This window comes from Caulobacter sp. FWC2 (assembly GCF_002742625.1).
Taxonomy (GTDB): domain Bacteria; phylum Pseudomonadota; class Alphaproteobacteria; order Caulobacterales; family Caulobacteraceae; genus Caulobacter.
This window is the reverse complement of record NZ_PEBF01000001.1, coordinates 1,466,930-1,491,741: the sequence shown is the minus strand read 5'-3', so window position 1 is coordinate 1,491,741 and position 24,812 is coordinate 1,466,930. Positions and strand designations below refer to the sequence as shown.

Sequence of the window (24,812 nt, the reverse complement as noted above, 5' to 3'; positions counted from 1 at the left end):
GCGCGGCCCGCGGCCAACGCGCAGCGCCGGTCTTCGCCTGCCCTACAGCTTGAAAGCACCGCTCTCGATCTTGGCGTGCAGGGCCTTGGTGATCTTCACATAGCCCTTGGCAGGATCTCGGAAGTACAGCGGATCTTTGGTGTGGGCCGGGTCGAAGCCGTCATTGACCAGGTCGATCTTGCGGTACTTGAAGGTGCCGGTCGTCTCGATCTGCTGCTGCAGGCGCACGAACAGCGGGCGGGCGTAGCTGGGCAGCTGATCGTCGACATACTTGCCGAAGGCCTCGATGTCGAAGCCGTCTTCCACGACCAGCGCGGCCATGCCGGCCTTGCCGTCCAGGTCGCCGACCTTGACGCCGTAGACATTGACTTCCTGCACGCCGTCGAAGCCCGCGATGCGTTCCGAGACCTCGCTGGTGGCGACGTTCTCGCCCTTCCAGCGGAAGGTGTCGCCGATCCGGTCCATGAAGTAGATGTAGCCGTCGCCATCGACCTTCATCAGGTCGCCGGTGCGGAACCAGGCGTCGCCCTTCTGGAAGACGTCGTGCAGCACCTTCTTCTCGGTGGCGGCCTTGTCGGCATAGCCGCTGTAGTTAGAGCGGGCGTCGCTGCCGATATGGCCGATGCACTCGCCGACCTCGCCGGGCGCGACCTCGATGCAGCAACCGTTGGGGCCGCGCACAGGCATCTCGGCCTCGACGTCGAACTTGACGATGCGGATGTTGAATTTCTTTTTTAGATAGCCGGGGATCCGGCCGATCGCGCCGCGGCGACCGTCGAAGTTGAACAGCGAGACATTGCCTTCGGTCGCGCCGTAGAACTCGAGCACATCGCCGACCTTGAAGCGATCGAGCATGTCGTTCCAGACGTCCGGACGCAGGCCGTTGCCGAAGATCATGCGGATCTTGTGGGCGCGCTCCAGCTCGTGCTCGGGCTGGTTGGCGAGATAGCGGCACAGCTCGCCGATGTAGACGAACATCGTGCACTTCTCGGCGACGATCTCGGGCCAGAAGTGGGTGGCCGAGAACTTCTTGCGCAGCATGATCGAGCCGCCGTTCAGCAGGCCCGCGCCCATGGCGCAGAGGCCGCCGGTGGCGTGGTACAGCGGCAGGGTCACGTAGATGCGGTCGTTCTGGTTGGAGCCCGTCGAGCCGGCGAAGCCTCGCATGTACAGCTGGGCGCGCATGTGGTTGATGCGTGCGGCCTTGGGCAGGCCGGTGGTTCCGCTGGTGAAGATGTAGAGCGCGGTGTCCCTGGCGGTGATGCCATCGCGGGCCGTCTCACGGTCGGGACGCAGCTGGCTGCAGCTCTTCAGCGCCTTGACCAGGTCGCGCTGCTCGCCATGCGCAGGGCCTAGCACCCACTGCTGCACGTGGCGCTCCAGCTGCCCCTTCACGTCCTCGAAGCACGGCGAGGTCTCGGGATCGACGATGCAGTGCAGAGCCTGGGAGATGTTCAGGCAGTGCGCCAGGGCCGCGCCCGTCAGCTGGTTGTTGATCAGCGCGGTCGCCACGCCAACCTTGGTCAGGCCGTACCAGATCGCCAGGTACTCAAGACGATTGGGCATGAACAGCGCCACGGTCTGGCCCTTGGTCAGGCCCTGCCCCTTGGCCCAGTGGGCGTAGCGATTGGCGATGGCGTCCAGCTCGGCGTAGGTGACCGACTTGCCTTCGAAGGTGATGGCCTGGCGATCACGCCACTTGTCGACGGCCGCTTCCAGATCGTCACAGATCAGGTTGGGACTGTCGGGAGCGATGGACTTCACGCGCTTCAGCGTCCGGGACAGGCCCTTCAGGAAGCGGATTTCCCGCTTAATCTTCTGACGCAAACGCATTCATCTCTCCCTTAAGCAACCATTGGAGAGCGCCGCGCGACGGGTCAAGACGCGTCGCGCCGCATCGCAAACCTTTCAATGTTCGCTCAAGCTGAACAGCGATCACTCAGGATCGCCGCACCAGCGACGATCGCCAGCCGCAGGCTTAACCCGCCGCTTGCCGGCGCTGGTCGTCGCGATCGGATTTCAGCTTCTCGGCCACCAGGAAGGCGAGCTCCAGCGCCTGCTCGCCGTTCAGACGCGGGTCGCAGTGCGTGTGGTAGCGATCGGCTAGATCCGTCTCCGAAACCGCCCGGGCGCCGCCCAGGCATTCGGTGACGTTCTGGCCGGTCATCTCCAGGTGCACGCCGCCCGGATGGACGCCTTCGGCTTGGGCGATCTCCACGAAGCTCTTCACTTCGGCGAGAATGCGGTCGAACGGACGGGTCTTGTAGCCGGTCGAGGCCTTCAGCGTGTTGCCGTGCATCGGATCGGTGGCCCAGACCACCGAGCGGCCGGCCGACTTGGTGGCCTTCATCAGGCGCGGCAGGCGGTCGGCGATCTTGTCCGAACCGAAGCGCCCGTAGAGGGTCAGGCGGCCCGGCTCGTTGTTGGGGTTCAGCACGTCGATCAGCCGCAGGAGATCGTCGCCCTCCATGGTCGGGCCGCATTTCAGGCCGATCGGATTTTTCACGCCGCGCATGAACTCGATGTGCGCCCCGTCCAGCTGACGGGTGCGCTCACCGATCCACAGCAGGTGGGCGCTGGTGTCGTACCAGTCGCCCGAGGTGCTATCGACGCGGGTCATGGCTTCCTCGAAGCCCAGCAGCAGGGCCTCGTGGCTAGTGAAGAACTCCACCTGATGCATGCCCGGATGGCTCTGGGGGGTGACGCCGATGGCGGCCATAAAGGCCAGGCTCTCGGTGATCTTGTCGGACAGCTCGCGATATCGAGCGCCCTGCGGGCTGTCGCCGACGAAGCCCAGGGTCCAGCGGTGGATGTTGTGCAGGTCGGCGTAGCCGCCGTTGGCGAAGGCGCGCAGCAGGTTCAGGGTCGCGGCCGACTGACCGTAGGCCTTCATCAGGCGGTCCGGATCGGGCACGCGCTCTTCGGACGTGAAGTCCATGCCGTTGATGATGTCGCCACGATAGGACGGCAGGGTCGTCTCGCCGATCGTCTCGATAGGCTCCGAGCGCGGCTTGGCGAACTGGCCGGCGATACGGCCCACCTTCACCACCGGCTTGCCGCCAGCGAAGGTCAGCACCACCGCCATCTGCAGGATCAGGCGGAAGGTGTCGCGGATGTTGTCCGCGTGGAATTCCTTGAAGCTCTCGGCGCAATCGCCGCCCTGCAGCAGGAACGCCCGACCCTCGGCCACATCGCCCAGCAGGCTCTTCAGGCGGCGCGCTTCTCCGGCGAAGACCAGCGGCGGCATCTGGCGCAGGGTCTGCTCGACCCGCTCGACCGCGGCCTTGTCCGGATAATCCGTGGGCATGTGCTTGGCGGGCTTGGCTCTCCAGGCGGCGGGTGTCCAGCGGGCGGTCATGACGGAGCTCGATAACTGAGAGGGCGGCGTAGATACCGCGAAAGGAACTAAAAGGCAAAATCGTGCGGCTGAACACCGTAGATCCGCCAAGGTGAGAAAGTCGTGGTCGCGCTAACGCCGTGCGGCGCTCGATTTTTGCGCGATCGAACAACCGACGGCCGCGATGACGCCCAGGGCCAGCCACCACTCCTGCCAGACGCCGAAGCTGAGCCCGCCGATCATCACATAGGCCGTCAGTGTCGCCGCCGCCATCGCGCCGTCTCGGCGGTTCTCGCCGGTCCACGCCACGATCCGATACAGCACCCAGGCGAAGAAGGCCGCCGCCAGGGCCGCGCCCAGGGCGCCCAGCTCCAGCCACAGCTGCAGGGCGGCGTTGTGCGTGTGCAGCGGGATGGCCGCGCCGAAGACCCGGCTGGCGTCGATGCCCCAGCCGCGCAGGGCGTGCTCGACGATCTTGTTGGCGGCGAACGCCCAGATGTTCAGCCGCGCGTCCCACGACGGCGGGGCTATGGCGTGCAGCCACGCGAACAGGCCCGAGCGCACGCCCCACAGCACCACCATCGGCGCGAAGATGAACAGGGTCGAGACGGCGGGGATCATGCCGCGCACGAACGGCTTGCCGATGATCCGCGCCCCCAGCCAGGCCACACCGCCCAGCAGCAGGGCGGCGCCCGAGGCGTCGGCGCTGGTGAAGTGCGAGGCCGCCAGGATCATCAGCGCCAGGGTCGCGATCAGCACATTGCGACCGCGGAAGCCCCAGGCGTCCAGCAGCCGCACGCAGGGCCAGAACAGCAGCACCAGCGGATAGATCGGCATCGACACCTTCACCACCGCCAGGTCGGGCCGAATGGGGTCGTGGGTCGCGGCCCGGATCGCCTGGTAGATCCTGGCCTGCATCGCGGCGTCGAGGAAGGTCAGCGCCGCCAGGGCGATCATGCCGAACAGCATCACCCGCCCCGCCAGCCGCGCCGAGCGGTGCGACAGGGTTCCGAGCGTGGCGGCCGCGGTCCCGTAGAGCCCCAGCTCCAGAACCAGCTTAAGGGCGGTGAAGGCGCCGATGTCCTTGTCGCGCTTGAGCTCGGACAAGGCCGGCGCGGCCGGGCTCCAACTCAGGCTGACCAGCGCCCACAGCACCAGCAGCATCAGGGCGAACAGCGGCAGCAGCGGCGGACGCGAGCGCGCCAGGCTGGGCGTCGCCAGCAGGCCGACCACGGCCAGCAGCGGCGCGAAGCCTAGCGGCGCCAGGTAGCCGACCAGTGGCGTCATCACCATCAGGAAGACGGCGAGCGCCCCCAGCCACCGCGTGCGGCGCTCGGGACTCTCGGCAGAGGCCACCGCCAGCGTCATCCAACCCCGCCGACTTCGACCGGCACGTACTTCTCGCGCATCGTGACCAGTTCCTCGGCCAGGGTCGGGTGCACCGCGCAGGTCGAGTCCCACTGGGGCTTGGTCACGCCCATCTTCACGGCGATGGCGGCCATCTGGATGATCTCGGGCGAGTCCGGGCCCACCACGTGGACGCCGACCACCTTCTGGTCATCGGACTTGACTACCAGCTTCATCAGGCAACGCTCCTGACCGCCGTAGAAGGTGATCTTCATCGGCCGGAACACCGAGCGGTAGACGTCGACCGTGCCGAACGCGTGGCGGGCCTCGGCCTCTGTCATGCCGACCGCGCCGACCGGCGGCTGCGAGAACACCGCCGAGGCGACCAGTTCGTGATCGAAGCTGGTGGGGTTGTTGTAGAACTCGGTCTGGGCGAAGGCCGCGCCTTCGCGAATGGCGACCGGCGTCAGGTTGATGCGATCGGTGACGTCGCCGACGGCCCAGATGGTAGCGGCGCTAGTCTTGGAATGCGCGTCGACCGCGATCGCGCCCTTGTCGTTCAGCTTCACGCCGGCCTTCTCCAGCCCCAGGCCGTGGACATAGGGTTCGCGGCCGGTAGCGAACATCACCGCCTCGGTCTCGAACGTGAGGTCGCTGGTCAGGGTGCTTAGCAGCGTGCCGTCCTGCTGCTTCTCGATACTGGTATGCGAGCAGCCCAGCACCACCTTGATGCCGCGCTTCTCCAGCTCCTCGGCCAGGTGCGAGCGGACGTCGTCGTCGAAACCGCGCAGGATGTTGGCGCCGCGATAGAGCAGCGTGGTCTCGACGCCCAGGCCATTGAAGATGCCCGCGAACTCCACGGCGATGTAGCCGCCGCCGACGACCAGGATGCTCTTGGGCAGCTTCGGAATGTGGAAGGCTTCATCCGAGGTGATCCCGAACTCCGCGCCCGGGAAGTCGGGCTTCACCGGGCGGCCGCCGGTGGCGACCAGGATCTTCCTGGCGGTATAGGTCCCGGCGTCCTGACTACCTTCCTTGGGCAGCACCTCGACGGTGTGGGCGTCGACGATCTGGGCGCGGCCGTGCAGCAGGTGTGCGCCGGCTTTCTGCAGGTTGGTGACGTAGATGCCCGACAGGCGGGCGATCTCGACGTCCTTGTCGTGCAGGAAGCCCTTCCAGTCGAACTTGGCGTCTTCGATCGTCCAGCCATATCCCTTGGCGGTCTTCAGCTGGCCGGTGACCTCGCTGGCATAGACCATGAACTTCTTGGGCACGCAGCCGCGGATCACGCAGGTGCCGCCCACCCGATATTCCTCGGCCACGGCCACCTTCGCGCCGCTCATGGCCGCCAAACGGGCCGCTCGCACGCCACCGGAACCGGCGCCGATGACGAAGAGATCGAAGTCGTAGTCAGCCACGGTGGCCTCCGGCAAGCTTAACGGGTGGGCTTATGTAGGACGTCAGGGGACCAGGCGCACCACACCCTCGTCCGTGCCGAACAGGGCCTCGTCGGCCAGATCGAGGAACAGGCCGTGATCGACCACGCCGGTGACGCTCTTCAGCGCCGCGGCAAGAGCCGTGGGTTCGGCAATCACGCCGGAGGCCATGTCGTATATCAGGTTGCCCCCGTCGGTGACCACCACGCCCCGGTCGGCCATGCGCAGGCGCGGCGGCGGCAGGTCGAACTCGGCGGCAATGTCGGCAAGGCGCCAGCTTGTGTGGACGTGGCCGAAGCGGACCACCTCTATCGGCAGCGGGAACTTGCCCAGGGCGTCGACCTTCTTGGCGGCGTCGGCGATGACCACGCAGCGGCTGGAGGCTTCCCAGACCAGCTTCTCGCGCAGCAGGGCCGCGCCGCCGCCCTTGATCAGGGACAGGCCGGGGCCGACCTCGTCGGCGCCGTCCACGGTCAGGTCGATGGTCTTGACGTCGTCCAACGCCACCAGCGGAATGCCCAGCTCGCGAGCCAAGGCGCCGGTGGCGTCCGAGGTCGGCACGCCACGGATATCGCTAAGACCACGGGCCGCCAGCGCCTTGACGAACCAGGCGGCGGTCGAGCCGGTGCCCAGGCCCACCACCATGCCGTTCTCGACGAGTTGGGCGGCGGCTTCGCCGGAGATGCGCTTCTGGTCGTCGGCGCTCATGTCTTGTCCTTCTTGCTCTTCTTGTCCTTGGCCGCCTGCTTGGCGGCGCGGAACTTCGCGGCCCAGCCGGCCTTGATCACCTGCTCGGCCCGCCCCAGGGCCAGGGCCTCGGCCGGCACGTTCTTGACGATCACCGAGCCCGAGCCGGTCATCGCCCCGTCGCCTACCCGCACGGGCGCGACCAGGGCGCTGTTGGAACCGATGAAGGCGCCCTTGCCGACATGGGTCTCGAACTTCTCGAAGCCGTCGTAATTGCAGAAGATCGTGCCGGCCCCGATGTTGGCCTTCTCGCCGATCGAGCCGTCGCCCAGATAGCTGAGGTGGTTGGCCTTGGCGCCCGCTCCGACCTTGACCTTCTTCACCTCGACGAAGTTGCCGATATGGGCCTCGGGCCCGATCTCGGCGCCCGGACGCAGGCGGGCATAGGGGCCGATCAGCGCCCCCTCGCCCACGGTCGCGCCCTCCAGGTGACTGAAGGCCTTGATCACCGCGCCGGTCTCGACGCTGACGCCCGGGCCGAAGACCACGAACTGTTCGACGATGGCGCCGCCGGCGATCTTGGTGTCCCACGACAGGTGCACGGTCTCGGGCGCGGACATGGTCACGCCCTCGGTCAGCAGGACGTTGCGGCGGCCCCGCTGCCAGACCGCCTCGGCGGCGGCCAGCTCGGCCTGGGAATTGACGCCCTGCACCGCTGGCTCGGGCGCGAAGGCCGCGCGGGTCGAGAGCTTGCGGTCGTGCGCCAGGCCGACGACGTCGGTCAGGTAGTATTCGCCCTTGCTGTTGTCGTTGCGAACGTCGGCCAGCAGGCTGAACAGCGTAGCGCGGTCAGCGGCCAGCACGCCGGAATTGCAGTGCTTGACCTGCTTGGTGGCGAGGTCGGCGTCCTTCTCCTCGACGATGCGCAGCAGCACGTGGCCGGGGGCCATGATCAGGCGGCCGTAGCCGGTCGGGTTGGCGGCTTCGAAGCCCAGCACCGCGACGTCGGTCCCGGCGGCCATCAGGTCGAACAGCGGCGCGATCACTCCGGCGGTGGTCAACGGGCAGTCGGCATAGGTGACGACCACGTCGCCGTCGAAATCGGCCAGGGCGTCGCGCGCCGCCAGCACGGCGTGGCCGGTGCCCAGCGGCGGATCCTGGATCACGGTCGCGTTCGGGCCGAGGCGCTTGCGGGCGCTCTCGCCGACCTGCGGGCTGTGCGCGCCGACCACGACGACGATCCGCTCGCAGTTCAGGCCCTCGGCGGCGTCGATGGCCAGGTCCAGCAGGGTGCGGCCGGCGACCTTGTGCAACACCTTGGGCGTCGGCGACTTCATCCGCGTCCCCTGGCCGGCGGCCAGGATCACGGCGGCGCGCGGACGGGGTAGGCTCGAAACGGAATCAGTCATGGACTGGCGACTCCCTGGGACGCTTCCAGCGTTGCATTAGCCGCCCAATTGGCGGAAAGGCCAGACCCATGAGCGAGCTTCATGACCTGAACGGGGCGACAATCGCCTTCGACCTCGACGGAACCCTGGTCGACACCGCGCCAGACCTGGTCGGCGCGCTGAACACCATCCTGGCCCAGGAAACCCTGCCGCCCCTCCCCTTCGACGAGGTGCGGCTGATGGTCGGTCGCGGCGCGCGCGCCTTGCTGGAGCGCGGCTTCGCCGCCGCCGGCGCGCCCATGGACGCCGAGCACGCCCCGTCGCTGGTCCAGCGGTTCATCACCGTCTACCTGGAGCGCATCGCCGACGAAAGCGCGCCCTTCCCCGGCGTGGTCGAGGTGCTCAGCGAGCTGAAGGCCGCCGGCGCCAAGCTGGTCGTGTGCACCAACAAACTGACCAACCTGTCGGTCGCCCTGCTGGACGCCGTGGCGCTGACGTCGTTCTTCGACGCGGTGATCGGCGCGGACATGGCCCCCGCCGCCAAGCCCGACGGCCGCCACGTGGCCGCGGCCATCGCCGCCGTCGGCGGCGATCCGGCTCGCGCCGTCATGATTGGCGACAGCATCAACGACGCCCTTGGAGCCCGCAACGCCGGCGTTCCCAGCGTGCTGGTGTCCTTCGGCTACACCGAGGATCCGGTCGAGACCCTGGGCGCCGATCTGGTCATCCACAGCTTTTTGGACGTCCCCGAGGCCTGTAAGACGCTTTTGGCCTCTTGCCCCGCGCCGAACACCGGGCTATAGGCCCCCTCCTCTCGCGGATCGGTCCCTCGCGGCCCGAACCGACAAGGCGGATGCTTAGCTCAGCGGGAGAGCACCTCGTTCACACCGAGGGGGTCGCAGGTTCAATCCCTGCAGCATCCACCACTCTCCTCTTCCCACAAATTCGGCCAGATAACGAAGAAGGCCCCGCCTTAAATTCGGCCTGGGTTTGCTGGCGCCTTGCCTTAGTGGCGTGCGGTCCGGCGGGTCGAGCCGCCGGCCGATCCTTCAGAACCGGCGCAGGCCTAGCCGCGCGGCTCCAGGTCGAAGTGCGGCTTGCCCTCGCCGCCGTCCTCCGCCCGGTTCAGAACCTTGTCATCACGGGCCGCGCTGATCAGCACCTGGACGCCGCGATAGCGGATGCCCACGCCCGTGCTGACGCATGTCGTAGGCAGGTCCTTCTTCGACATCTTCACCCAGGTGTCGGAATTGAAGGTGATCGCGGCCGGCAGGTAGGCGGCATCGCCCTTGTCGGCCGCCTCCTTGGCCATGATGTCGAGCAGATGGTCGATGTCTTCGCGCTTCATGGGTTGGCGATACGCGAGTCGAGCCGGGTCGGCCGGAGGTTACTTCCCGGAATCCACGGATATGTTTGGCAGTGACATGTGCAGCGCCAAGTCGCTGACGGGCACACGGGACAGCGCGACGCGATACCAGGACTCAGGCCGGTGTGACGATCAAGCGCCCCTCAGCGGGTCTTCTGCAGCGCCGCTGGCGCCAGCGCCCGGGGCGTGAAGCGGGCTTCGCGGATCGCGCCCTTGAAGTAGTCGACCTTGTTCATGCGGGCGCCGACCGAGCTGCGGCCCTGACCTTGCGGCGCGTAGGCGATGTCGGCCTCGCCCTGCAGCTCGCCGTTGACGAACGACCGATAGGTCTTGCCGTCATAGCTCTGGGCCACCCAGTACCAGGGGCCGATCGGATAGGTCTTGTCCAGGAACAGCAGGGTCTGCTTGTAGCCCTGCCCCGTTGCGAAGGCGTCCAGGCTCCAGGCGCCGTCCTTAACCCGGATCTCGAACAGGATGCGCGTCACCGAGGGCGGCGCGCCGGGCGTTACGTCTTCCTCGTTGAGGTGGAACCAGCGCTGGGCGAAGACCCCGCCGTCGGGGCGGAACAGGGCCTCGAAGGTGAACTGGCTCATGCCGGCCAGCGGATGTTTTCCGATGACCAGGCGATCGTCGACGCCGTCAAACTGAACGGCCTTGCCATAGGGACTGTCGACCAGCGTCGGCTCGCCTTCGACCGTGGTGCCGACGCCGCCGATGTTGGATAGACGGTCGAAGACCCAGCGGGTCGGCCCCGGGAGCCGGGTCATCGCCTCCGCGCCGCTCGCCAACAGACCGCCCGCGAGGGCGCCGCCGCCGACCAGGACTTCGCGTCGCCGCAAACCGCCCATCACTCTACTCCTCAAACCGGACGCCAGCCCGATATCAACTTCGGAACCGTATAGGTCCGCCCCCTCCAAAAGCGAAACGGCGCGGCTCCGAAGAACCGCGCCGCGCACGAGCACTTAGAAGGTGTAGCGGAAGCCGGCGAAGAACTCGCGGCCGGTCTCGTGGTAGAACGACACCAGCTGGCTGCTGTCGTAATACTGGTCCTGCTTCTCGTTGGTCAGATTGACCCCCTCGAGCGTGAAAGCGAAGTTCTTGTTCAAGGTGTAGGTCAGCGAGGCGTCGAAATTCAGCGTCGCCTTGGTGCCTTCGACGTCCGAACCGTTACGGCCCGGGATCTGGGTCAGGTACTTGGAACGATAAGCGGCCGAGACGCGGCTGCTGATCTTCTTGTTCTCGAAGTAGAGCGTGGCGTTGTAGCTGTCCTTGGACAGGTTGGTCAGCGGGCCGATGGCCGCCACCGCGCCGGTCGAGGACAGGTACGTCACGTTCGACGTCACGTGGGTGTAGTTACCCAGGAAGCCGAACTTGTCGAAGGGCGCCGGCAGGAAGGTGAAGGGCTGCTGGTAGTTGATCTCGAAGCCCTTCAGCGGACCGCCGGGCGTGTTGACCGAGGTGCTGAACTGCCAGACCGGCAGGCTGGGCGAGCAGCCCGGCGTGGTGCCGCAGGCCGCGACCGCCGCGCTGTCCGGCAGGCCGAACGGGTTCTGGTCGAAGGTCGACAGCGCCGATGTGTAGCTCTGCACGAACGTCGAGATGTCCTTATAGAAGTAGGCGAAGGACAGCAGGCCGCCCGGCTGGAAGTACCACTCGACGGCGGCGTCGGCGGTCTTGGCGCGGTACGGATCCAGGAACGGGTTGCCCGAGGTCACCGACTTGGTCGAACCGGTGCCGATGTTCACGCCCGGCGTCAGCGAACCGAGGTTTGGACGCGACATGACCTTGGCGGCGCCGAAGCGCAGCAGCAGGTCTTCGCGCGGCTCGACGACCACGTTCATGGCCGGCAGCACGTCGGTATAGGCGCGCGTGGCGGTCGTGGCCGAGATCGTCTGGTAGTTCACGCCGTTGACGGTAGAGGGCACCACGCCATAGCCGAGCGCCTTCTGGCGGGTCTTCACGTAGCGGACGCCCACGTCGCCGCGCACCGGCACGCCGCCGACCTCGAACTTGAAGTCGCCCTGGACGTAGCCGGTCGTGTCCCACTCATCGATCGAGTAGTTGCTGCCCAGGCTGGGCTCGCGACCCAGGTTGTAGATGCCGCAGCCCTGGGTGAAGCACGTATTGCCGAACGGGCTGACCCAGACGGTGCCCGGCGTGGTGGTGACGGTCTTGCCGTAGCTGGCGTCGTCCATGTGCAGGGCCGCGATGGCCTTGTTCAGGTCCGGCGTGATCCACGAGGTCACGTTGCCGCCCGGGATCTTCAGGCTGGAGAAGTCGATCGTCTCGGCATAGCTGGACCGCGGCACGTTCTTCAGGTCGGTTGAATTGACCGGGTTGATGTTCGCCGTCGTACCGTTCGACCGGGCGAAGGCCGTGCTCTCGACGCCATAGGCCTTATAGGACAGGCCGCCCTTCAGCTTGAAGGCGTCGCTGAAGTCATAGGCCAGGTCGAACTGGCCGGTCTTGTAGCTGTTGTCGACATAGCCCTGAACCATGCGGATCTCGGCTAGGGTCCAGGCGTCGGCGTTCACGGTGTCGCCAGTGCCGTACTTGATCACCGGATAGGCGTCGCCGGCGCTGTAGTCGAAGCTGTAGCCCTGGACGTTGTACTGGTCCCACTGGACCGTGTTCTGAACCGGGTTGGAGAAGGTCGACTTCGAGAAGCCGAGCACGCCCTTGGCCTTGAACTTGTCGGTGAACTGGCGCTCGCCGGCCAGGGTGAACTGGCGGAACTCGGTCTCCAGTTCGTCGTGGCGCTGCTCGGTCTTCAGGTCGACATTGTTCCAAGTCCCCTTGGTCATGACCGAGAGGCCAGAACGGGGGCTGGCCACCGTGTAGTCGACCACGTCGACCTGGTTGATGCCGCAAGAGGGCGCCGAGGTCGCCGTACAGGCGCCGGCGGTCTGGGGCGTGAAGGTCTCGAGGAAGTCCTCGTTACGCTCGCCCTTGAAGTCGGCGTACAGCACGTCGAATGAGACCGTGGTCTTGTCGTCCGGCGCCCATTGCAGCGACCCGGTCATGCCCAGGCGGTCCTGCTTGTTCTTGTACCAGTCGAAGCGCGGGATACGCGGGTGGACCGCGCCATTGGCCTCGGCGCAGGCGGCGGCGTTGGTGGCGCAGGTCACGCCCTTCACGCTGCGGAAGCCCGGCGCCGTCGCCGTGCCCGTCTGCCAGCGCACCGTGCTCGTACCTTCGTCCAGCAGGTCGCGCTTGGAATAGGCGATCGAGAACAGAGCCCCGATGGTGTCGTCGCGCCAGGTGTTCGAGATCAGGGCCGCCATGCGCGGCGAGGCCTTCTTGGCCTGATCGTTGTAGCCGTACTTGCCCGACACCGCGAAGTTGAAGCCGCGCTTGTCGAACGGGTGGGCGGTGTTCAGGTCGACGGTCGCGCCCAGCGAGCCCTCCTCCGTCTCGGCCGAGGCGGTCTTCTGCACCGTGATGCGGTTGAAGAGGTCCGAAGCGAAGACGTTGAAGTCGAACGAGCGGCTGCGATTGGTGCCGCCCGAGGCGTCGGTGCCGCCCGAGGTGGTGAGCGCTTCCATCCCGTTGATGCGCACGCGAGTGAACTGGGCGCCCAGGCCGCGGACCGAGATCTGGCGGCCTTCGCCGGCGTCACGCGAGATCGCGACACCCGGGATGCGCTGGATGGATTCGGACAGGTTCAGGTCCGGGAACTTGGCCATGTCCTCGGCGTAGATGGCGTCGATCGCCGCCGCCGAGGAGCGCTTGACGTTCAGGGCCTGCTGGAGACTGTTGCGGAAACCCGTGACGACCACCGCCTCGACGGTGTCATCGCCCGCCGGGGCCGGTGTGGCCTGTTGCGCTTGCGCCGCGCCGGCCGCCAGGGCGAAAACTAGGCCCGCGGCGCCCGTCAGCAGGCGATCACGCAGGGCAAAACTCTTGGATGAAGCCATTATCTCGTACCCTCCCAGGTTGGTGTTCTTGATGACACCGGTATCATTGTCTTCACATGCTGCGATCGGTTTCCATTTTTTGCAAGCCCACAGGCGGAATAATGGGCGGGTGCGCCTATGCTGTGACACCGCCAAAACCCAGTGGCGCGGCTGGTGGACAACTTTTCAAAATCTGACATTCTATTCCAAATAATGAATATCGCTGACCCCATGAGCGTCGGCGCGTCGAGGAAATCGCCAGTGCCCGTGACCCCGCGTTCAAAGCCCATCCGTCAGGCCGGCCTCGCCGCCTTGCTGTGCGCCACGGCCCTGTGCGCCGTCGGAGCGCCGGTGATGGCCGCGCCGAAGCGCCCGGCGGCGGTGGCCGTGCTCCCCGCTCCGGCGGACGTGCTGGCGGTGCTCAACCGCGCCAACAAGGCCCAGATCGACGCCATGCGGGCCGAGCCGATCCCGGTCACCACCGGGGGCGCGGTGCGTGAGATGTCCTCCAACTGGGTGTCGGCGACCTACTATGTCGGCGCGGCGCGCCTGGCGCGGGCCACCGGCGACGCCGAGACCCTGAAGTTCCTGACCGACGCGGCCGAGCACTACAACTACGCCCTGCGCGGCGCGAAGAACGGCAAGGCCATGCTGAACGCCGACGAGATGGCGATCGGCGATCTCTACGAGGAGCTCTACGCCCGTCGCGGTCAGGAGGGCGTGATCATGCCCCTGCGCCAGCGCCTGGACTGGGCCCTGCCACACCTGGCCCGCCAACCGATCCCCGAGCATCTGGTCTGGTGGTGGAGCGACGCCCTGTTCATGGCCCCGCCGGTGCTGGCGCGGATGAGCGCCCAGACCGGCGACAAGAAATATCTCGACGCCATGGACAAGCAGTGGTGGCGCACCTTCGCGCGCCTCTACAGCCCCGACGACAGCCTCTATTTCCGCGACGAGCGCTTCATCGAGCGCCGCGACGCGCAGGGCCGCAAGCTCTTCTGGTCGCGCGGCAACGGCTGGGTGATGGCCGGGACCGCCCGTGTGCTGGAGTCGATGCCGGCGGACTACATCTCGCGGCCCCGCTACGTCGCCGTCTTCCAGGCCATGGCCAAGCGGGTCGCGGGCCTGCAGCGCGCCGACGGCTTGTGGGCGTCTAGCCTGATGCAGCCGGAGACGTTCCCGGAGGCCGAGACCTCGGGTTCGTCGTTCTTCGTCTACGCCCTGGCCTGGGGGATCAACCACGGGATCCTGGACCGCGCGACCTATCAGCCGGTGGTCGTCAAGGGCTGGCACGGTTTGCAAAAGCAGGTGCTGCCCAGCGGCATGATCGGCTCGGTGCAGAAGACCGGCGATCAGCCGGTGCCGACAGCCGCCGACGACATCGGCCCCTACGGGACGGGCGCCTTCCTGCTGGCCGGGTTGGAGGTGATGAACCTCGGCAAGCCGACCACCGCCCTGCCCCTGGCCGAGCCGTCGCGGGACGCCGCCGACTTCGTGGCCGCCTCGACGCCCGTCCCGCCCGTGCCGCGCACCGTGCGCGGTCCCGAGGAGGAAGCCCGCCACGCCACCGAGATGAAGGCCGTCGCCGCCCTCGCCTACGATCCGGCCATCGAGGGTCCGGGCCTGGCGCCCGCCCAGGTTCCGCCCGCCGCGCCGGGCCAGCCAACGCCGCCGAAGATGATCTACCGCATGGCCCCACCGCCGACCGGCCAGGACAAGCCCCGCGCCAGCGTCCGCTACGCGCCCGAGCGGTATGACGACATCCTGTGGGAGAACGACCGCACGGCCCACCGCATCTACGGCCCGGCGCTGGAGCAGTTCGAACCGCCCTCGACCTCGGGCATCGACGCCTGGGGCAAGAGCGTCCGCTACCCGTTCATGACCCGGCAGCTGCGCACCGGCGACCAGCACGCCTATCACGGCGAGGGCATCGACTATTACAACGTCGGGACCTTCCGCGGCGCGGGCGGCCTGGGCGTCTGGGACGGCGGCAAGCTGTGGGTGTCGCGCAACTGGAAGGACTACAAAATCCTGAAGGATGGCCCCGACGCGGCCTCGTTCAAGGTCAGCTACGCACCGTGGAAAGTGGGCGAAAAGCGCGAGGTCTGGGAAAGCCGGACCTTCACCCTGCCGATGGGCACGAACTTCACGCGCATGGTCTCGACCTTCGGCTCGAACGCCAAGGGACCGATCACCGTCGCCCTGGGCATCACCAAGAAGCCGACCGCCAAGCAGGCCGGCGACCTGCGCGCCGACAAGGCCAAGGGCGTGTTCTCGTTCTGGGATGTCACCGAGACCGACAAGGGCGCGATGGGCGTGGCGCTGTTGGTCGATCCCAGGCAGATCGTCGGCGTCACCGAGACCGAGAGTGACTGGCTGATCCTGGTCAAGGTCGAGCCGGGCAAGCCGTTCGTCTACTATATGGGCGCGGCCTGGGACAAAGGCCTCGACTTCCATTCGCGCGCCGATTGGGAGACCTATGTCTTCGCGCAGAAGCCCGATTTCAACCCGGGTCACTAGGCGATGGACCGCCGCCAGTTTCTGGCCGTCGCGGGCGCCGGCGCCAGCCTGACCGCCGGCGCGGCCAAGGCCGCCGCTCGGGGGACGGCCCGCGTCGCCACGCCGCGCGTCGACCAGATCCATAGCCCCCTGGGACTGGACAACCCGACGCCGCGCTTCTCGTGGACGATCGAGGCGTTCGGCGCGAAGGGTGTGAAGCAGAGCGCCTATCGGATCCGCGTCGCCGTCAGCCGCCCGTCGCTGACGGGCGGTCCGTTCCTGTGGGACAGCGGCAAGGTGTCGTCCGACGCCACCTTCGATATCGCCTATGCCGGCCCGGCCCTGGCCTCGCGTCAGCGCCTCTGGTGGCGGGTCGAGGCGTGGGACGGCGCGGGCAAGTCGATCCGCGCTTCGACGCCCGCGTGGTTCGAGATGGGCCTGCTGGAGCCCTGGTCCGCCGGCTGGCTGGAGGCCGAGACCCCGGCCATGCGCCAAGAGCGTCTGGAGGGGATGCAATGGATCTGGGGCGCGACCGACGACACAAAGCCCCGCAAATTCCGCTGGCGCTTCGACATGCCGGCGGACGCGGTCTCGGCCGTCGTCAGCGTCTGCGCCAAGGACAGCTTGAACGGCCTGTGGGTCGACGGCGCGAACCTGATCAAGCCGGGCGACCGCACCGCCTGGGGCCAGGGCCCCAGCTTCACCCTGCCCCGCCTCGCGCCCGGGCCGCACGTGCTGGCGGTCGAGGCCGGCCTGCGCCTGGACGAGCCGCGTCCCGTGCTGGGCGGCGCCCTGGCCGCGCGACTGATCATCACCAGGGCCGACGGCTCGGTCGTCCGAATCCACGCCACGGACGGCTGGCGCACGGCGCTCGATGCGCCCGACGGGTGGCGCGAAGCGAATTTCGATGACGCGGCCTGGCCGGCGGCCGTCGCCGCGAGAACCATCCCGCCTTGCCACCCGTGGGTCACCGGCCCGGCCGTGCGCCTGCGCCGCGCCTTCCGGCTGGACAAGCCCGTCGCCAGCGCCCGGCTCTACGCGACGGCCCTTGGCGCCTATGAGGCGCGTCTGAATGGCCAGAAGGTCGGCGATCGCCTTCTGACGCCGGAGTCGACCGACTTCCGCAGTCGCGCCCTCAGCCAGGCCTACGACGTCACCGACATGGTGAAAGCCGGCGACAACGTGCTGGGCGCGCTCGTCGCCGACGGCTGGTTCGGCAGCCCGTTCGGGTTCCTTGATCTGCGCTACGCCTTCGGCCCGCCGCCGCGCCGGTTCTCGGGCTTGCTGGAGGTAAGCCATCCCGACGGCGCGATTACACGCATCGCCACCGAAGGCGACGGCTGGAAGCTGGCGCCCTCGGCCGTGCTGAAGGCCGAGATCTATGACGGCGAAACCCATGATGCGCGCCTGGACGAGACCGGCTGGGACGGGCCGGGCTTCGACGATCGTGTCTGGACCCCGGCGCGCAAAGGCGATGCGCCGCCGGTGCATGTCCCCGCCCAGCCCGGCCCCGGCATACGCGCCATCCAGATCCTGAAGCCGACACAGACCACCACACCAAGAGCCGGCATTCGCATCGTCGACTTCGGGCAGAATTTCTCGGGTTGGTGCCGCATCCGCGTAAGAGGCGCGGCGGGGGAACAAGTCACGCTCCGTCACGCCGAGGCGCTGAAGCTGGACGGGACCCTGAACACGACCTCTAACCGCCGGGCGTTGCAGACCGACACCTATGTCCTGCGTGGCGATCCAGCCGGCGAAATCTGGGAGCCGCGCTTCACCTTCCATGGCTTCCGCTATGTCGAGGTGACCGGCCCGCTGACCGATATCGAGGGCGTCGTCGCGCATAGCGACGCGGCCCTGACCGGCGCGGCGCGGCTGGACAACCCGATGGTTCAGGCCATCGTGAACAACACCCTGTGGAGCCAGCGCGGCAACTTCCTGGGTATTCCCACCGACTGCCCGCAGCGCGACGAGCGGATGGGCTGGACCGGCGACGCCCAGATCTTCTGGGACGCGGCGGCCTTCAACATGGACCTCGACGCCTTCACCCGCCGGTTCATGGGCGACGTGCGGGCCGGCCAGGCGCCGACCGGCGAGATGCCCGACACCGCGCCCTTTTGGGCCCTAGGCCAGAACACCCCCGGCTGGGCCGACGCGGCGGTGATCCTGCCCTGGACGGTCTGGCGGCGTTACGGCGACACCAGCATCATCAGCGAGAACTGGGACGCCATGGACCGCTGGAGCCGGCGGCTGCTCGACCTCAATCCCGATCACGTCTGGCGCAAAGCGCGAGGCATGGACTACGGCGACTGGCTGTCGGTCGACGCCAAGAGCCGCTCTGACATCACCACGCCCAAGGAACTGGTCTCGACCGCCTATTGGGCTCACTCGACCGACTTGATGGCCCAGATGGCCAAGGCGACCGGCCGGGCGGTGGACGCCGGTCGCCTGACCGCCCTGCGCAGCAAGATCGGCCAGGCCTTCGCCCGCGAATTTGTGCGCTCCGATGGCGGGGTCGGCAACGACAGCCAGACTAGCCACATCCTGGCCCTGCGCTTTACCCTGGTCCCGCCGGCCCTGCGCCAAGCCTCGGCCAACCGCCTCGCCGCAGACATCCGCCGGCGTGAAACCAAGCTGTCGACCGGCTTCATCGGCACGCCCTACATTCTCGACGCCCTGGCCGACCATGGCCACGCCGACCTCGCCTATGGCCTCTTGCTACAGACCGACCTGCCCTCGTGGGGCTATCAGGTCGGACAGGGCGCGACGACGGTGTTCGAGCGCTGGGACGGGCTGAAGGACGGCGTCGTCACCGGCTCGCTGAACCACTACGCCTTCGGGGCCGTCTGCGGCTTCATCTGGCGACGGATCATCGGCATCGACGCGCTTGAGCCAGGCTTCCGCAAGATCGCCATCCGACCGCTGATCGACCCGCGCCTGCCGGGCGCCGCCGGCGACTACGAGTCCGTGGTCGGCCGGATCTCCAGCGCCTGGAAGCGCACGACCGGCGGGATCCGACTGGACGTCACCATCCCGCCCAACACCACCGCTCGCGTCGAGCTGCCCTCTCGCGTCGTCGAGATCGGTTCGGGCTCACATACCTTCACCTTCAGCGCCTGAGGCTTTCCATGCAGAGACGCGCCCTCCTCCAGCTCGGTCTCGTGGCCGCCTCCGCGCCCACCCTCGCCCTGGCCGCCGGCAAGGCGATCCTGGCCAACGCCCACGGCGCGGTCGGCGACGGCAAGACGCTGAACACCAAGGCCATCCAGGCCGCCATTGACGAAGCCGCCAAGACCGGCGCGACCATCGCCTTCAAGCCCGGCGTCTACCGCACCGGCTCGATCTTCCTGAAGTCCGGCGTCACGCTGCGGCTGGACAAGGGCGTCACCCTGCTGGGCTCGACGAACCTGGCCGACTATCCCGAGCTGCCGACCCGCGTGGCTGGCGTCGAGCTGACATGGCCGGCGGCGCTGATCAATGTCTACAGGCAGAAGAATGTCCGCATCGTCGGCGACGGGACGGTCGACGGCGACGGCAAGGTGTTCTGGGACAGCTACTGGGCCCTGCGCCGGAAGTATGATCCCAAGGGCCTGCGTTGGGCCGCCGACTACGACTGCAAGCGCCCGCGCCTGATCCAGATCTTCGACAGCCAGGAGATCGAACTGGCCGGGCTCCGCCTGCGCCGCGCCGGCTTCTGGACGGTGCATGTCTGCTACTCGCACGACATCCACATCGCCGACCTGGAGATCCGCAACAACGAGGGCGGGCGCGGGCCGTCGACCGACGGGGTCGACATCGACTCCTCGCACGACGTGCTGGTCGAGCGGGTCGACGTGGCCTGCAACGACGACGCCCTGTGCATCAAGGCCGGCCGCGACGCCGACGGCCTGCGCGTGGCGCGGCCCACCCGCGACATCATCATCCGCGACTGCGTGATCCGCGACGCCTCGGCCGGCATCACCTTCGGCAGCGAGACCTCGGGCGGCTTCCACGACATCAAGGTCTCGGGCCTGAAGGTGCATCATCCCACGCCCGTCGGCATCCTGTTCAAGTCGGCCCACACGCGCGGCGGGGCGATCTCGAACATCGACATCAGCGACATGCAGTTGCAGGACGTGCCCACGGTGTTTCGCGTGAACCTGAACTGGAACCCGTCCTACAGCTACGCCGAGATCCCGGCGGGCATGACCGACGCGCCGCCCTACTGGAGGGTCATGACCCAGCCCGTGCCGCGCGCGCTGGGCCTGTGCCGCCTGAGCGACGTGCGGGTCAGCAAGATCAGGTCGGTCGGCGCCAAGACCGCCTTCGAGGTCGCCGCCTTCGCCGAGGCGCCGCTGGAGCGCTTCGCGTTCGAGGATCTGGATCTCGACGTCCAGGCCGCTGGCAAGATCGCCGACGCCAAGGACTGGCGCTTCACCCGCTGCCGGATCGACACCCTGGATGGCAAGAAGCCCGAGGTGGTGGAGAGCTCGGGCGTGGTCGGGCTGTAGCTATTCTTGTCATCCCGGGCGAAGACCCGGGACCGCAAGAGACTCAGAGCTTCAGACGGTCCCGGCTCGGCGCGCTACGCGCTTGGCCGGGATGACAGCCTCTAGTGTTTGGCGACCTCGACGGCATACACGTGGTTCGCGCCGTGCATGTTCGAGGTGAAGACGATCCACTTCTGATCGGGCGTGAACGTCAGGTTCGGCTCCAGCCGGTAGTCGTGAGCCGACATGTCGACGAGACGCTCGGACGCCATCTTCTCGGGCGTGATCAGGTCGTCGGTATAGTACTGGGTCGCCGCGTCGCGCGGGGTCTCGGGCTTGAAGACATAGATCCACTTGCCGTCCGGCGCGTGGGCGACCATATCGGCGTCGCCGCCGTCGCCGGCGAACAGCGTCCCGTCGGCCGAGACGTTGTAGTGCACCGACCACTCGTTCTGCTCGACCCGGCGCCACAGGCGCTTGCCGGTCGCGATCTCGTAGCCGCCGATCCAGAACACCTGACCGCGTGGGGTCTGAAGATCGTACCAGATCCACTTGCCGTCGGCGCCGAAGAACTCGTGACCGGCGATCTCGAAGTTCATGGTCCGAGTATGGATCTTGGTCAGGGCCGAGCCGTCGGTGCGGATCGTCCAGATACGGTCCACGCGGTGCCAGGGCCCCTCGTGGCAGAACATCACCAGGGTTGGGTCGGTCGGCGAGAACTGGGCGTGGCCCAGCCACTTGTCCGAGGCATGGACGACCTTGCGCTCGCCGGTCTTCAGGTCGAGCGTGAAGATCTCCATCGGCGTCGGCGTCTCGAAGCGCTCGGTCATCCGCACGCCCTTGGCCTTGGCGAAGGACAGCGGCTTGCCGTCCGGGCCGTTGGCCGCGTACTCGGCCTGGCCGAAGCGCTTGAGATCGTCCGCGGTCTTGGGCTGCAGCGGCTTGCCGCCATAGGTGACGATGCCCAGCAGCAAGGTCTCGTCGGCATTGACCGAAACGATCTGGCCCTGGGCCAGCTTGCCCACGACCTTGGCCTTGCCGCTGTCGATGTCGAGCCCGTAGATCGTCTTGGCGCGGTCCACCGGCTGGCCTTCGCCGGGCGCGGTGACCGAATAATAGAGCCGCCGCGACTTGCGGGCGAAGAACAGCAGGTCGGCGTCCTTGCTGTTGGCCAGCGGCGTCAGCGTGAAGGTCTTCAGGTCCACCAGGGCGATGCCGGCCGGCGTGGTGATCGCCAGCTTGTCGCCCTGCGGCGTGTAGCCGTTCTGGTGGAAATAGAGGTTCTTGCTGCCCCCCTCCTCCGAGAGCCGCACGATGCGGTGGCCGGTCTTCGGGTCGATCCAGTCCTTGGGAGGATTGGTCATCGGCGCGGGCGGCGTCGGCGCGTCAGCCGTTTGCCCGGCCAGAGCCGGCGTGGCCAAAGCGGCCGCCGCCAGGCCCAGGATGCTTCTGCGATCGATCACGTCGAATGCTCCAAAAAGATGGGCCTGGGGCGGGGAAAGGACCGCCCCAGGCCCTAGGAGGAGGCCTAGAAAGAAGAAAGCGGTCAGTAGGTCCAGCGGACGCCCAGCAGGATCTCGCGGCCGGTGTGACGGTAGTCGCTGACCCGGTCGGCGGTGTCGACATAGGCGTCGGTGAACTTGTCGCCCAGGTTGATGCCTTCCAGGGTGATGACGAAGTTGTCCCGCAGCTTATAGCTCGACGAGAAGTCGTAGTACGTGCTGCCGTGGGTGCCGCCCATGTTGTTGCCGTTTGAGCCTGGGAAGGCCGTCAGGAACTTCGAGCGCCTGGCCAGCGAGGTGCGGGCGCTGAACTTGCCGCGTTCGAAATAGAGGGTGGCGTTGGCCGTGGTTTTCGATTGCCCCGTCAGCGTGTTGTAGTTCGGCTTGTCCTTGGTGCCGTAGTTCACGTTCGAGTCGACATAGGTGAAGTTGCCGATGAAGCCGAAGCCGCGCAGATAGTCGGGCAGGAAGTTGAACGGTTGCTGGTACTGGAACTCGACGCCCTTCAGCCAGCCGCCGTCGCCGTTGTAGGGCCGGGTCACGTCGAAGATGTCCGAGCCCACCGCCCCGGCGCTGGTGATGATGCTCTCCGGCAGGCCCAGCGTGTTGTAGACGGCGCGGCTGGTCTGGCTGGCGATGAAGCTGTCGATCTTCTTGTAGAAGACCGCCACCGACAGCAGCGACTCCGACGCGAAGTACCACTCGGCCGCCAGGTCGAAGTTGGTCGCCCGGAACGGCTCCAGGTCCGGATTGCCGAAGTTGACCGTGCGGGTCGTGGCGCTGACCGAACCACCCGGCGTCAGGCTGCCCAGGGTCGGGCGGGCCATGACCTTGGCGATGCCGCCGCGCAGGATGAAGTTGTCACGCGGCTCCAGCGTGATGTTCATCGATGGCAGAACGTCCGTGTAGTCGTTCTTCATCGTGACGTAGTTGGTGTTGTTGTTCACGAAGCCGCCGGCCGTGACCCTGGTGTGGGCCACGCGGAAGCCGAAGTCCGAGCGCAGCGGCATGCCGCCGAAGATGGTCGCGTCGACCACCGCCTGGCCGAAGCCGCTCAGGTCGTCTTCGGACACGTCGCGGGTGTCGCCCGTCTGCACGATCAGCGGATAGCTGAGCAGCTTGGTGTAGGCGACGGCCTTGTCGATGTCGGCCACCACGTAGCTGCGGTCACCGCCGGGGAACGGGAAGTCGCGGCCGAACGAGACGACCTTCGAGAACGCGCCGACGCCGACGATCTGGTTGGCGCCGGTGAGGGTCTGGTTACGGCTCGCGTCGCGATACTTGACCACGTACTGCTGGGCGTCGACGCCGCCCCGCAGCTTCAGGTGCTCGTCGACGTCGAACTCCAGCGCGCCGTTGACGGTGCGCACGATGTTCAGCGCCGTGCTCTCGCGCGAGCGCATCTCGGTCAGGGTGAAATTGGCCGGATTGGCGACGTCGAAGCCGTAGGTGATGATCGGCGTGCGGTCGTTGGCGCGGGCGTCATAGACGTAGCCGTTGACGTCGTTGCGATCGAGCTGGAACGAGATCTGCTCGGGCATGCGGTAGTCGGAATTGGCCACGCCGACGCGAACCTGGCCGCGCAGGCGATCGGTGAACTCGTACTTCCCGGCCAGGGTCACCTGGGTGAAGGTCGTGTGGTCGCGCTGGGTGCCGTTCTCCGAACGGACGTCGACCTTGTCGAACACGCCGTAGGTGAAGGTATTGCGGTCGTTGAGCGCGTAGTCGCGGACGATCGTCGCGCCGACGCCGGCAGCGTTCGAGCGGCTGAACGAGATGGCCTCGAGGTTCGGGCTCTCGGTGAACTGGTTGAGGTCCGAATACAGGACGTCCAGCGACAGCTCCGACTTCGCGTTCGGACGCCATTGGGTCGAGAAGGTGACGCCCAGACGCTCGGAGTCGATCTTCGAGGCGGTGTAGCGCGGGATACGCGGGTAGAAGGCATTCTGCACCTTGGCCAGTTCGTCCGGCGTCGCGCACTTGCTGCAGCTGGCGAAATTGTCGGTCGTATCGGCGCCTTGCCAGCGCGTGGTGTTGAAGCCCTCGGCCACCGGCTGGCGCTTGGAATAGGCTACCGAGGCCAGGACGCCGAAGGTCTGGTCGGGGTTGGACCAGCTCAGCAGGCCGGCGACGCGCGGCAGGACGCGATCGGTGATGCTGTTGAGGCTGCCCTCGGCCGAGGCTGCGGCTTTGAAGCCCTTGTAGTCGAACGGGCGACCGCTCTGCAGGTCGACCGTGGCGCCCAGCGAGCCTTCCGAGATGTCGGCCGACTGGGTCTTGCGCACCGTGATGCTGTTGAACAGCTCCGAGGCGAAGACGTTGAAGTCGAAGCCGCGGCTGCGGTTGCCGCCGCCCGTGGCGATGGCTTCCACACCGTTGATGCGGACGCGGGTGAAGTCGGCGTTCAGGCCGCGGACGGTGATCTGGTGACCTTCGCCGCCGACGCGGTCGATGGTGACGCCCGGCAGGCGCTGGATGGCCTCGGCCAGGTTCTGGTCCGGGAAGGCCGCGATATCCTCGGCCAGGATCGCGTCGACGGCGCCGATGCTGGTGCGCTTGACGCCCAGGGCCTTGCTAAGGCTGGAGCGGTAGCCCGTGACGACGATCTGCTCGACTTCAGAGGCCCCTTCGGCGGCGGGCGCGGGCGCGGTCTGGGCGTGCGCACCGGCGGCGGCGAGCAGCGACACGGCGAAGGCGCCGCTGGCCATCAGGCTTTTGCGAAATTTGGCCGAGGTCATGGTTTCTCCCCTCAACCGGTTTGATACCGGTGTCGTTTGATGCTCCACAAAATATCAGAATGTGGAACTGTTACCCACACCTTGCAACAGAACGCGAAAAGCTGCAACTCTGGTATTACCAATCCGATGCGTTTTCAGCGCATCCGG

15 protein-coding genes and 1 tRNA gene are annotated in these 24,812 nt (G+C 67.2%); 5 read left to right on the top strand and 11 right to left on the bottom strand.

Annotated elements, in window-relative coordinates:
* Window positions 1-42: 42 nt before the first annotated feature.
* The 6 genes from CSW62_RS07250 to glmU all read right to left on the bottom strand — a co-directional run bounded on the left by CSW62_RS07250 (window position 43) and on the right by glmU (window position 8,216).
* Complete coding sequence (locus tag CSW62_RS07250; RefSeq protein ID WP_099576480.1) at window positions 43-1,833, bottom strand: long-chain-acyl-CoA synthetase; 1,791 nt, start codon at window positions 1,831-1,833, stop codon at window positions 43-45.
* Between the two features lie 145 nt (window positions 1,834-1,978).
* Entirely contained in the window at window positions 1,979-3,358 is a 1,380-nt protein-coding gene (locus tag CSW62_RS07245) for a class II 3-deoxy-7-phosphoheptulonate synthase (protein ID WP_099576479.1), read from the bottom strand.
* Between the two features lie 111 nt (window positions 3,359-3,469).
* Window positions 3,470-4,705: an O-antigen ligase family protein gene (locus CSW62_RS07240; protein WP_099576478.1), complete on the bottom strand. Its 1,236-nt coding sequence runs from the start codon at window positions 4,703-4,705 to the stop codon at window positions 3,470-3,472.
* Window positions 4,702-6,102, bottom strand: a complete 1,401-nt coding sequence (gor, locus tag CSW62_RS07235) for a glutathione-disulfide reductase (protein WP_099582198.1) — start codon at window positions 6,100-6,102, stop codon at window positions 4,702-4,704. The genes CSW62_RS07240 and gor overlap by 4 nt, the downstream gene beginning before the upstream one ends.
* A 42-nt stretch (window positions 6,103-6,144) precedes the next feature.
* Window positions 6,145-6,828 (bottom strand): ribose-5-phosphate isomerase RpiA, encoded by a 684-nt coding sequence (rpiA, locus tag CSW62_RS07230; RefSeq protein ID WP_099576477.1) that lies wholly within the window; start codon window positions 6,826-6,828, stop codon window positions 6,145-6,147.
* Entirely contained in the window at window positions 6,825-8,216 is a 1,392-nt protein-coding gene (gene glmU, locus CSW62_RS07225) for a bifunctional UDP-N-acetylglucosamine diphosphorylase/glucosamine-1-phosphate N-acetyltransferase GlmU (RefSeq protein ID WP_099576476.1), read from the bottom strand. Before glmU ends, rpiA begins: the two co-directional genes overlap by 4 nt.
* Before the next feature lie 68 nt (window positions 8,217-8,284).
* Here glmU and CSW62_RS07220 point away from each other — a divergent pair, with 68 nt between their 5' ends.
* Window positions 8,285-8,998 carry a phosphoglycolate phosphatase gene (locus CSW62_RS07220; protein WP_099576475.1) on the top strand — a complete coding sequence of 238 codons (714 nt, stop codon included), beginning with the start codon at window positions 8,285-8,287 and terminating at the stop codon, window positions 8,996-8,998.
* Window positions 8,999-9,046: 48 nt separating this feature from the next.
* Window positions 9,047-9,121 (top strand) — tRNA-Val (locus CSW62_RS07215).
* A 140-nt stretch (window positions 9,122-9,261) separates the two neighbouring features.
* Here the strand turns inward: CSW62_RS07215 and CSW62_RS07210 are convergent.
* The 3 genes from CSW62_RS07210 to CSW62_RS07200 all read right to left on the bottom strand — a co-directional run bounded on the left by CSW62_RS07210 (window position 9,262) and on the right by CSW62_RS07200 (window position 13,478).
* Complete coding sequence (locus CSW62_RS07210; RefSeq protein ID WP_099576474.1) at window positions 9,262-9,543, bottom strand: hypothetical protein; 282 nt, start codon at window positions 9,541-9,543, stop codon at window positions 9,262-9,264.
* Between the two features lie 161 nt (window positions 9,544-9,704).
* Window positions 9,705-10,409 carry a LamG-like jellyroll fold domain-containing protein gene (locus tag CSW62_RS07205; RefSeq protein ID WP_099576473.1) on the bottom strand — a complete coding sequence of 235 codons (705 nt, stop codon included), beginning with the start codon at window positions 10,407-10,409 and terminating at the stop codon, window positions 9,705-9,707.
* Between the two features lie 114 nt (window positions 10,410-10,523).
* Window positions 10,524-13,478, bottom strand: coding sequence for a TonB-dependent receptor (locus CSW62_RS07200; RefSeq protein WP_099576472.1), 2,955 nt, complete (start codon window positions 13,476-13,478; stop codon window positions 10,524-10,526).
* A gap of 246 nt (window positions 13,479-13,724) precedes the next feature.
* Here CSW62_RS07200 and CSW62_RS07195 point away from each other — a divergent pair, with 246 nt between their 5' ends.
* The 3 genes from CSW62_RS07195 to CSW62_RS07185 are packed head-to-tail and all read left to right on the top strand — an operon-like array spanning window position 13,725 to window position 20,446.
* Window positions 13,725-15,977, top strand: coding sequence for a glycoside hydrolase family 88 protein (locus CSW62_RS07195; RefSeq protein WP_233206627.1), 2,253 nt, complete (start codon window positions 13,725-13,727; stop codon window positions 15,975-15,977).
* A gap of 3 nt (window positions 15,978-15,980) precedes the next feature.
* Window positions 15,981-19,076, top strand: a complete 3,096-nt coding sequence (locus CSW62_RS07190; protein ID WP_099576471.1) for an alpha-L-rhamnosidase — start codon at window positions 15,981-15,983, stop codon at window positions 19,074-19,076.
* Window positions 19,077-19,084: 8 nt separating this feature from the next.
* Window positions 19,085-20,446 carry a glycoside hydrolase family 28 protein gene (locus CSW62_RS07185; protein WP_099576470.1) on the top strand — a complete coding sequence of 454 codons (1,362 nt, stop codon included), beginning with the start codon at window positions 19,085-19,087 and terminating at the stop codon, window positions 20,444-20,446.
* A gap of 101 nt (window positions 20,447-20,547) precedes the next feature.
* Here CSW62_RS07185 and CSW62_RS07180 read toward each other — a convergent pair whose 3' ends face one another.
* Together CSW62_RS07180 and CSW62_RS07175 are read right to left on the bottom strand one after the other, a co-directional pair.
* Complete coding sequence (locus tag CSW62_RS07180) at window positions 20,548-21,888, bottom strand: oligogalacturonate lyase family protein (RefSeq protein WP_199170530.1); 1,341 nt, start codon at window positions 21,886-21,888, stop codon at window positions 20,548-20,550.
* A gap of 83 nt (window positions 21,889-21,971) precedes the next feature.
* Window positions 21,972-24,665, bottom strand: a complete 2,694-nt coding sequence (locus CSW62_RS07175; protein ID WP_099576469.1) for a TonB-dependent receptor — start codon at window positions 24,663-24,665, stop codon at window positions 21,972-21,974.
* Window positions 24,666-24,812 lie beyond the last annotated feature (147 nt).

What these genes read in the sequence shown, in the direction of transcription:
- CSW62_RS07220 (WP_099576475.1), top strand. Translation starts at nt 8,285, where the DNA reads ATGAGCGAGCTTCATGACCTGAACGGGGCGACAATCGCCTTCGACCTC.
- glmU (WP_099576476.1), bottom strand. Translation starts at nt 8,216, where the DNA reads ATGACTGATTCCGTTTCGAGCCTACCCCGTCCGCGCGCCGCCGTGATC.
- CSW62_RS07250 (WP_099576480.1), bottom strand. Translation starts at nt 1,833, where the DNA reads ATGCGTTTGCGTCAGAAGATTAAGCGGGAAATCCGCTTCCTGAAGGGC.
- CSW62_RS07205 (WP_099576473.1), bottom strand. Translation starts at nt 10,409, where the DNA reads ATGGGCGGTTTGCGGCGACGCGAAGTCCTGGTCGGCGGCGGCGCCCTC.
- CSW62_RS07185 (WP_099576470.1), top strand. Translation starts at nt 19,085, where the DNA reads ATGCAGAGACGCGCCCTCCTCCAGCTCGGTCTCGTGGCCGCCTCCGCG.
- CSW62_RS07190 (WP_099576471.1), top strand. Translation starts at nt 15,981, where the DNA reads ATGGACCGCCGCCAGTTTCTGGCCGTCGCGGGCGCCGGCGCCAGCCTG.
- CSW62_RS07175 (WP_099576469.1), bottom strand. Translation starts at nt 24,665, where the DNA reads ATGACCTCGGCCAAATTTCGCAAAAGCCTGATGGCCAGCGGCGCCTTC.
- CSW62_RS07240 (WP_099576478.1), bottom strand. Translation starts at nt 4,705, where the DNA reads ATGACGCTGGCGGTGGCCTCTGCCGAGAGTCCCGAGCGCCGCACGCGG.
- CSW62_RS07210 (WP_099576474.1), bottom strand. Translation starts at nt 9,543, where the DNA reads ATGAAGCGCGAAGACATCGACCATCTGCTCGACATCATGGCCAAGGAG.
- rpiA (WP_099576477.1), bottom strand. Translation starts at nt 6,828, where the DNA reads ATGAGCGCCGACGACCAGAAGCGCATCTCCGGCGAAGCCGCCGCCCAA.
- CSW62_RS07245 (WP_099576479.1), bottom strand. Translation starts at nt 3,358, where the DNA reads ATGACCGCCCGCTGGACACCCGCCGCCTGGAGAGCCAAGCCCGCCAAG.
- CSW62_RS07200 (WP_099576472.1), bottom strand. Translation starts at nt 13,478, where the DNA reads ATGGCTTCATCCAAGAGTTTTGCCCTGCGTGATCGCCTGCTGACGGGC.